Here is an 8,052-nt window from a genome sequence, read left to right on the forward strand (position 1 = left end):
CCAATTGGCTGAAAAGGGGCTGACTTCAACGGAGATTGAAACAGCCTTTCATACGGGCCATGAGCTGGCTCAATTTGCTGAAACCTCTATTCGCACAGTTGAAAGCAAATACAAGGGGGGCTCAGAGAGCTTTTGCTATACCGGTGTGAAAGAATCTCTGGAAGGTTCATTGCATTACCGTTACCAAGCTTTTGGGGGCAAAGGGGGATCATGGGCCAGTACAGCAGATGACAATCTTTTCCGCAAACGCCCGGATCTCTTTGCTGAGCTGACGCTGAGCCGTGAAGAACTGAATTATCTTCCCCCGGGTGCGATTGTGGTCTATGAGCCCGGAGGCGTTGGCCATATTGGTATCAAGGGTTATAACGCAGAAGGTAAGCAATTGGATTTGAGCGACAGGGTACGTACAGGTAAGCCTTATCCCAATGCCAAGTACAAAGTGTTTTTGCCGCTCAAACCCTTGGTGCAAGGGGATAAAAACTATGCAACAGACAAAGAGGCGCAGGATTTAAGCCGTTTAATGTATGCCGCCCGCCAAACGGCTGCTCGGCGTAAACACTGATCATTCTTGCTATTTGGGTGATTTTCACCCCCGGCATTGCGTATAATCTAGGAAACTGCAATCAAAAGGATCCGGGATGATGCGCCATTGGCAATTTGACAATCGTTTTATTCAAGAACTTCCGAGTGATTCCAACCCAGATTATTTGAGTTCGCGTCAGGTGCGCGGTGCACTCTGGTCAAAAGTAAAAGCCACCCCTGTTTCCAATCCGCAGCTTCTGGCCTGGTCTCCAGACATGGCTGAGGCCCTCGAACTCAGTTCTGAGCAGATTCAATCCCCTGAATTTGCCCAGGTTTTTGCGGGGAATCAGTTAATTCCTGGCATGGAAGCCTATGCCACCCGCTACGGGGGACACCAGTTTGGCCATTGGGCGGGTCAATTGGGCGATGGCCGTGCGCTGCATTTGGGTGAAGTGCTGACTTCATCGGGGCAGCGTTGGGATCTTCAACTCAAGGGGGCGGGGCCCACCCCCTATTCCCGTCGGGCCGATGGACGTGCTGTGCTGAGATCTTCCCTGCGTGAATTTCTCTGCAGTGAGGCCATGCATCACTTGGGGATTCCCACCACCCGTGCTTTGAGTTTGGTGATGACGGGCGATACGGTCTTGCGCGATATGCTCTATGATGGCAATCCTGAATACGAGCCGGGTGCGATAGTCTGCCGGGTTGCGCCTTCGTTCTTGCGCTTTGGACATTATGAAATTTTGGCAGCCAACCGTGAGCCGGAATTGCTGAAAAAACTCGTGGATTTTACCCTGGCCCGAGATTTTCCCCATCTTGAAGGCGAACCTGTGCAAAAACGGGGTCTCTGGTTTAAAGAAGTTTGTGAGCGCACGGCTGAGATGGTGGCGCATTGGATGCGGGTTGGATTTGTGCACGGGGTGATGAATACCGATAATATGTCGATCTTGGGCCTGACGATTGATTATGGGCCCTATGGTTGGGTCGATAATTTTGACCCTGGCTGGACACCCAATACCACCGATTTTGAACGGCGTCGCTATCGTTTTGGCCACCAGCCCGAAATTGCCTATTGGAATTTGGCCTGTCTGGCTTCGGCGCTGGGCGATTTGTTTGAAACACCTGAGGTGCTGGAGGCGGGCTTAGAAGCCTATTTAAACAGCTATACCCAAATTCACCAGGCTTTTACCCGGCAAAAATTTGGCTTTGCCCAATGGAGCGAAGCAGAGGAAAAGCTGGTTCAGAAAGTGTATACGCTGATGCAAAAGGCCGAAGTGGATATGACCCTCTTTTTCAGACTTCTGGCGAAGCTTGCGCCTGAGACCCCTGACCCCAGCGTTTTAAAAGCAGCCTTTTATTCTGAGACAGAATTTGAACGGGATGCTTCAGAATGGCAAAGCTGGCTGACGGAATATGCGCAACATTTGCCCCGTCAACCTGAGGCCTTAAGCCAGGCACGATCAGACATGAATGCCATCAATCCCTGTTATGTATTGCGCAATTATCTGGCACAGGAAGCGATAGATTTGGCTCAAACAGGGGACTTCAGCCGGATTCAGGAATTACAGCAGGTCTTGCGGAATCCCTATACTGAAAATCCCGCCTATTCAGCCTTTGCACAGAAACGACCGGATTGGGCAAGACACCGTCCGGGCTGTTCGATGCTTTCCTGCTCCTCTTAAAGCGCCGAGGGCAAGAAGCTGATCGTTAGTACTCGCTTTCTGCTTGCAAAATGACAGGCTTTTCAGGGATAATCACGTTTGAAGCAAACACAGCAGGAGATGGCCGCATGAAAACCAATCAGACCCTTAAAATCGGATGTGTGGGCGTGTTTGCCCTGGCTCTGCTCAGTGCCTGCGGTGAGTTTGCAACCCCGGTTCAATCCCGCTTGACCCTTCAGAGTTCTGTGCAAAACGGAGCCTTGCAGATTCAGGGCTTGGATAGCTTTCAAGGCAAATTGCTGGCCTCAAGTGCTGAATCGGGCGTCAGTGGGGGCACTGGCTATTGTTACCAATATGTGGCACAAGCGATTCACTCCCAGTACACGCCTTTTCTATCGGGAATGCATGCCTATCTGGCCGCAGAGCAATTGGCCTCCAACCCGCTTTTTAAAGAAGTTCAAGTGGCTCCTGCACTTTTGCCTGCTTTGCCTGCCGGTGCTGTGGTGGTTTGGGGGCAGGGCAGTTCAGAATCGGGTCATATTTCAATCGCCGATGGGCGGGGCCAGGAGATTTCCGACCATATTGCCCCTCAAATGACGGCGCATTATGGGGGCGCTCAGGCCCGCGTCTTTGTCCCCGTTTTGCCCTAGCCAGATCTTTTCAACCGGTTTGAACCCTCTCCTTTCATATTTTTTTGTGAACGGATATTTTTGTGCTTTCGATTTCTGTCTAAACCTTCTGCTTTGATATTTTTTTAAGCTTTTGGGGAATAGCTAAACTAAGAAGTCTTAGAAGCTGGAGAGCAGATTGATGTTGGAAATAAGCCGTTCGATCCCAGGTATGAACAATCAGGGTAAAAACCTGATGGATGAAGCCGTTAAACGCGCCAAGGATGGAGACCTCACGACCCAGGATTTGACGGAACTGCGTCAGATTGCTGACGCTGAAGGAGGGGTTACCGGCGTAGAAGAGGTCTTTTTACAGGATTTGGCAGACAGTGCGGGCGGCCAGATCTTTATTGCAGAAATCAATTCAGCCAATTTTGACCCCAATAGTTTTAAATTTTCGACCGAAGGCATGGCCAAGGTACAAAGTGCCAATGGCAAAGAAATCAGCCTTGAGTTTTCGGATACGCCGATCGCCAGCAAGCAGATACATGGCGATATAGACGAAGCGCGGCGCACCATGCTCAGTCTGATTCCTGAAGATAAACGCGATGCCTTTGCTGCAATAGACCCGCATCAGGTTCAGGATATCAGCCGTTTTGTCAAAGATTTGGGCTTGAGTGGCGCAGACAAAACCCGTTTTTTACAGGCCTATATGACTGCAAACTTCAACCATACAGGCAAAAATATTGAATGGAATGGTGTTTCCCTGCAAGAGGGGATCAATGCGGTGCCGCGTGATAATTTGGGGCGGGCCTATCTGGATTGTGAGGGCTATGCTGAGGTTGCACATACTGTACTTGGCGATCAAGGCTTTACCACCCTGGGGGTAGCGACCGAAGGGCCCGGTAAAAAACGGGATCATCAGGTGTCTGTTTTCCGTGAGGGCAATAATGCCTATGCCTTAAGCAATAACGAGGTAGTTCCTGTGCCAGGGGGAGCCGCTAAAACCGATGCTGAAGTTTTGGAAGCTGCCTTTCCCAAGCAATTTTTTGATCCGATCACGGATCCCAACGGGGCGATGTTGCGGGATACCTCAGAGTTTAGAGTGGGTGAAAAAATTCAAGATGAAGCCAATGGCGATCCCCGAACCACGACGGTTACAGCGATTGACGGGGCCAATACCCTGCGAGCCAAGGTAACATCTGCGGCGGGTGAAAGTTTTCATGTCGGCATGGCCCAGGATCCGGCTTCAGGGCAATTGTCTTCGACCCTGACGCCCCAGGTGGGAGATACACTGTTTTTAGATGCTGGCAAAGTTGAAATTAAGGGTCAAAATGGCGAGGGGCTTTATACGGATGCCTCGGGAAATAGCTTTCATGTCAAGGTGACAGCGCAGGGGAATGGCGGGTTTAAAGCTGAAAAAACACTTCAGGCAGGCGATGTCTTGATCAATTCTGATGGCAGCAAAGTGACCATGAGCTCGGCCCAGGCCGGGGTTCTCTCAGACGGCAATACCCATTACCATGTCAGCCTGGCCCTGGATTCAAGCAATGATTGGGCCTATACCACCCAAATGGATTTTAAAGCGGGTGATGTTTTGGAATTGCCCGCCCACCACGCCACGATTCGTTTTGATGCACCTGGCCATGGGCGAGCGAGTTTCAGCAATGGACAAGCGCCTAAAAATGTCAGTGTGACCATGCAGGGGCCCAATCAACCCTTTTTCAATTTCGTGCCCTAACTGCAACCCGCGTCGCTTGCCAGCTTTTCGTAGCGTTCCAGGCTGGTTAAATTGGCTGAATCGCTGAAGGTTTGACGGTATTGAAGATCGGTCATGCCTTCCAGTTGGGCAATATGCCCCGCAGCGGCAGCGAGATCTGGGTTTCCCTGTTTCAGCGTTTTCATAAAACAATAGACGCGATCAATATGGGTTTCACGTTCAAGCAAACCAGTGGCCAGAGCTTGGCTGGAGGCTGTGGTTTGAGCGGGCAGGGGTTGGCTGGATGAAAGATTGGGAAGCGCATTGCAGGCCGTTAAGCAGATAAAGCAGAGTGAGAACAGGATTCGGATGAGCAGCATACGAAGGGCCCTTTCTTTTAAAGCTGCTCTTATCCTAACAGCTTTCTTGCAGTTTTCTAAATCAAGTCTTGATTACTTGCACGCTCAGCGCTTTGCTGTTTTGATTGAGAAAGATTCCGAGCATCTCGCTTCAGATGATTTGTCTGAAACGGTCGCTATCGTTTATCATGCAGGCATTCCGATCAATGGCCTGTGCTGAGGAGTTCGAAATGTGTAGAGCTGATCTCAAATACTTTGTTTTGACTTGTTTTCTGACGCTTCATGCCTGTCTTGCCTCCCCACCGACCAGCCTCAATCTGGAGCAACTGCAAAGGGAACTCCATCAGCAGACCAATGCCTTCAGACACGAAAAAGGCCTGGAGCAGCTTGAGGCATTAACTGAACTGAATCAGGTTTCAGCAGCACAAAGTCAGGATATGGCGACCCGCCATTATTTTGACCACCAAAATCCTGATGGGCAATTGCCCAATGACCGTTTGCGTACTCAGCAGCCGGGTTTACTGGCGATTCAAAATGGTGAAAATATTGCCATGCGCAGCTGGGAGCGTGAAAGCCCTGCAGAAATGGCGAAAACCTTGATGAAACTTTGGGCCGACTCTCCTGAGCATTATGAAACCATGGTTCACCCGGATTTCTGGCAATTGGGCGTGGGATTTTTTCTGAAAGACAAGGTGCTTTATGCTACCCAGACCTTTGCGGCTGTGGTTGTCAGGCTCCAGGATGAGCTTCCGGCTTCAGTTCCTGAAAACACCAGCCTGAAGCTTTCCTTTCAATTTCATGCGCGTTTTCCCAAATCTGAATTGGATGCTTTTTTGATCTTGCCAGACCCAAGCGCCCGGATGCCTGTTGGCGATGGCAGTTCATATATTGGCAAAGGGCCTGTGCGTTTGGATTGGAGTGATGAAAGCCATTTCAGTCTGAAGCTGAATACCCGCTATGGCCTGGGCTACTATACGCTTTTGTTTGGCCGCAAGGGCAATTATTACGATACCCCCTTCAAAATTTTAGTCAAAAAAACTGAAGGAGCTTAAGGTTCAAATCTTTGCTTGCTTTCCCAGTCTGTGGATTTGGGCTGAGGCAATGCCTCTGAACGAAAGATCTATTCTGCGTTCAGCAGGCGTTGAGCTGTTTGACGCGCCAGTTTTGCTGCGTTTAATTCACCGCGTACTTGGGCTGCGACGATCGCCCCGTCTACAAGCAGCATCAGGGGGGCACTCAGAGAAGCGTTCTCAAGAGATTCAGCTAAAAGATCCTTGAACCAGCGCTTGTGTGCTGCTGCGGCCTGATGAATGGGATGTTGGGGATCTGCATACTCGCCACTGGCCTGAATAAAATTACAGCCCTGAAAACTCTCGGAATGAAACCAGAGATCCAATACATCAAAAATGGCAAGGACCTTTTCCTTGCCTTGGCTCTGTGAAAGGGAAAGTGTTAATCGTTTTTCCAGCTCGGCATGGCGTTGCTCTAAAACCGCCAGGATCAAAGCGTCTTTGCTGGGAAAGTATTTATACAGTGTTGCTTTGGCCACCCCAGATTCGGCCAGAATCTGATCGATGCCTGTGGCATGATAACCTTGTCGGTTAAACAGACGGAAAGCCGTCTCAAGCAGTCGTTCTTTACGGGGTTGTGAGCGCATAGGCCCATTATACAAAAAATAAAGTCATTGCGTCATTGACCTAGACAGGTTTGTCTACTATAATCAAAATATTAATAGACAGATCTGTCTACTTTTGGAGTGAAATCATGACCTTATCTGCTTCGCAACCCTGGACCCAAGGCATTCATCATCTGGGCTTAACGGTGTCTGACCTTGACGACGCTGTGGATTTTTTTACCTCGGTTTTGCAGTTTCAGAAAGTGGGTGGCAAACCTGAATACCCCGCTGTTTTTGTCTCAGACCAACACACCCTGCTGACCCTCTGGCAACTCAAATCACCCGAGGGGCGTGGGTTTGATCGTCACCAGCAGGTCGGGCTTCACCATTTTGCTTTGCATTTGGCCCCCGAACGATCTCTGGGTGAAATCTATGCGCTTTTGAAGGCCCGGCCGGGGGTTGAAATTGAATTTGGCCCTGAGGCGCTGGGACAAACGGGTTTACACCATATGATCTGTCGCATTCCCGGAGATTTAAGGCTCGAATTGGTCAGCCATGTGCTCTGACGCTTTTCATGCGGGTGAGCGCAAAATTCAGGCTGAATATGGACTGAGTGAGAAAATGCAGGCGATTGGGGCTACCGTTCTGCGCCCCTTTCTGCCTGAACAGCACCGCAGGTTTTTTGAAACCTTGCCCTGGGTTTTTCTTGGCGCAGAAGATCGTGAAAAGTTTGTCTGGGCCAGTTTGCGGATCGGTTCGCCTGGTTTTGTTTCAACCCCCAATCCGCGTTTGCTCAGGATTCAGTCTCTGCCTTTCGTGCAGGATCCGCTGTCAGAGCTGCAGGTCGGGCAGGATCTGGGGATACTGGGGCTGGAGTTTGAAACCCGACGTCGCAACCGTGTCAGTACGCAGGTTGTTGAGGCTGGGCCGGAGGAACTCTGTCTTTCGGTACGCCAAAGTTTTGGCAATTGTCCCAAATACATTCAGATCCGCACACTCTGCCCAGTTTCTCGAAACCCAGTTCAGGCAAAATGTCTGGATTTTAATACGCTTGCCCCCCAACAGCGTGAACTGATTGAAAACAGCGACTGTTTTTTTATTGCCAGTGTTTATCAGGCGGGAAAAAACTTGCCCAGTGAAGGGGCTGATCTTTCGCATCGCGGCGGGAAACCTGGCTTTGTGCGTGTCGAAAGCCAAGAGACTTTGCTCTTTCCAGATTTCAGTGGCAATCGCTTTTTTAATACCTTGGGAAATATTGTGATGGATCCCCGCGTGGGTTTGCTTTTTTTGGATTTTGTCTCGGGTGATTTGCTTTTTTTAAGCGGCAGGGCTGAAATTATTGGGTCTGGGCCTGAACTCCAGGCCTTTCAAGGGGCCGAGCGATTGATTCGTTTTCGCCTGGCCAGGGGACGCATGCTTGAGAAAGCCCTTCCTTGGTCCTGGGACTTGGGAGAAGCTTCCCCGGCCTTAGCATTTACTGGCAGCTGGTGATAATAAAATATTTTTTATTTTATTTTTTGAGCAAGGGTAAGGGTTTGGTGTCTGTGATGATTATCTTTTCATAAAAAGAAGATAAACGTATCTTGAC

At 50.0% G+C, this 8,052-nt stretch carries 9 protein-coding genes; 7 read left to right on the top strand and 2 right to left on the bottom strand.

The window, feature by feature from the left end:
• Window positions 1-4 precede the first annotated feature (4 nt).
• The 4 genes from COW20_03940 to COW20_03955 all read left to right on the top strand — a co-directional run bounded on the left by COW20_03940 (window position 5) and on the right by COW20_03955 (window position 4,532).
• The gene (locus tag COW20_03940; protein ID PIW50003.1) at window positions 5-562 is read left to right on the top strand and encodes a hypothetical protein; all 558 of its coding nucleotides are present in this window, start codon (window positions 5-7) and stop codon (window positions 560-562) included.
• Window positions 563-641: 79 nt separating this feature from the next.
• Window positions 642-2,204: a hypothetical protein gene (locus COW20_03945; protein PIW50004.1), complete on the top strand. Its 1,563-nt coding sequence runs from the start codon at window positions 642-644 to the stop codon at window positions 2,202-2,204.
• Between the two features lie 50 nt (window positions 2,205-2,254).
• A complete protein-coding gene (locus COW20_03950; GenBank protein ID PIW50005.1) occupies window positions 2,255-2,833 on the top strand; it encodes a hypothetical protein in 579 nt (192 codons plus the stop codon).
• A 160-nt stretch (window positions 2,834-2,993) separates the two neighbouring features.
• Window positions 2,994-4,532 carry a hypothetical protein gene (locus COW20_03955; protein ID PIW50006.1) on the top strand — a complete coding sequence of 513 codons (1,539 nt, stop codon included), beginning with the start codon at window positions 2,994-2,996 and terminating at the stop codon, window positions 4,530-4,532.
• On the opposite strand, the gene COW20_03960 is transcribed toward COW20_03955, so the two are convergent.
• A complete protein-coding gene (locus COW20_03960; GenBank protein PIW50007.1) occupies window positions 4,529-4,870 on the bottom strand; it encodes a hypothetical protein in 342 nt (113 codons plus the stop codon). The two genes, COW20_03955 and COW20_03960, sit on opposite strands and share 4 nt — an antisense overlap.
• Window positions 4,871-5,004: 134 nt before the next feature.
• Between COW20_03960 and COW20_03965 the strand changes: the two genes are divergently transcribed.
• Window positions 5,005-5,901, top strand: coding sequence for a hypothetical protein (locus tag COW20_03965; protein ID PIW50008.1), 897 nt, complete (start codon window positions 5,005-5,007; stop codon window positions 5,899-5,901).
• Between the two features lie 68 nt (window positions 5,902-5,969).
• Here the strand turns inward: COW20_03965 and COW20_03970 are convergent, their stop codons facing one another.
• The gene (locus tag COW20_03970; GenBank protein PIW50009.1) at window positions 5,970-6,506 is read right to left on the bottom strand and encodes a TetR family transcriptional regulator; all 537 of its coding nucleotides are present in this window, start codon (window positions 6,504-6,506) and stop codon (window positions 5,970-5,972) included.
• Between the two features lie 107 nt (window positions 6,507-6,613).
• Between COW20_03970 and COW20_03975 the strand changes: the two genes are divergently transcribed.
• Both COW20_03975 and COW20_03980 read left to right on the top strand, forming a co-directional pair.
• Window positions 6,614-7,030 carry a glyoxalase gene (locus tag COW20_03975; protein PIW50010.1) on the top strand — a complete coding sequence of 139 codons (417 nt, stop codon included), beginning with the start codon at window positions 6,614-6,616 and terminating at the stop codon, window positions 7,028-7,030.
• Window positions 7,020-7,955 carry a flavin-nucleotide-binding protein gene (locus COW20_03980; GenBank protein ID PIW50011.1) on the top strand — a complete coding sequence of 312 codons (936 nt, stop codon included), beginning with the start codon at window positions 7,020-7,022 and terminating at the stop codon, window positions 7,953-7,955. The genes COW20_03975 and COW20_03980 overlap by 11 nt, the downstream gene beginning before the upstream one ends.
• Window positions 7,956-8,052: the final 97 nt, after the last annotated feature.

Source organism: bacterium (Candidatus Blackallbacteria) CG13_big_fil_rev_8_21_14_2_50_49_14 (assembly GCA_002783405.1).
Taxonomy (GTDB): Bacteria; Cyanobacteriota; Sericytochromatia; order UBA7694; family UBA7694.

What these genes read in the sequence shown, in the direction of transcription:
- COW20_03965 (PIW50008.1), top strand. Translation starts at nt 5,005, where the DNA reads ATGATTTGTCTGAAACGGTCGCTATCGTTTATCATGCAGGCATTCCGA.
- COW20_03955 (PIW50006.1), top strand. Translation starts at nt 2,994, where the DNA reads ATGTTGGAAATAAGCCGTTCGATCCCAGGTATGAACAATCAGGGTAAA.
- COW20_03975 (PIW50010.1), top strand. Translation starts at nt 6,614, where the DNA reads ATGACCTTATCTGCTTCGCAACCCTGGACCCAAGGCATTCATCATCTG.
- COW20_03980 (PIW50011.1), top strand. Translation starts at nt 7,020, where the DNA reads ATGTGCTCTGACGCTTTTCATGCGGGTGAGCGCAAAATTCAGGCTGAA.
- COW20_03970 (PIW50009.1), bottom strand. Translation starts at nt 6,506, where the DNA reads ATGCGCTCACAACCCCGTAAAGAACGACTGCTTGAGACGGCTTTCCGT.
- COW20_03960 (PIW50007.1), bottom strand. Translation starts at nt 4,870, where the DNA reads ATGCTGCTCATCCGAATCCTGTTCTCACTCTGCTTTATCTGCTTAACG.
- COW20_03950 (PIW50005.1), top strand. Translation starts at nt 2,255, where the DNA reads ATGACAGGCTTTTCAGGGATAATCACGTTTGAAGCAAACACAGCAGGA.
- COW20_03945 (PIW50004.1), top strand. Translation starts at nt 642, where the DNA reads ATGCGCCATTGGCAATTTGACAATCGTTTTATTCAAGAACTTCCGAGT.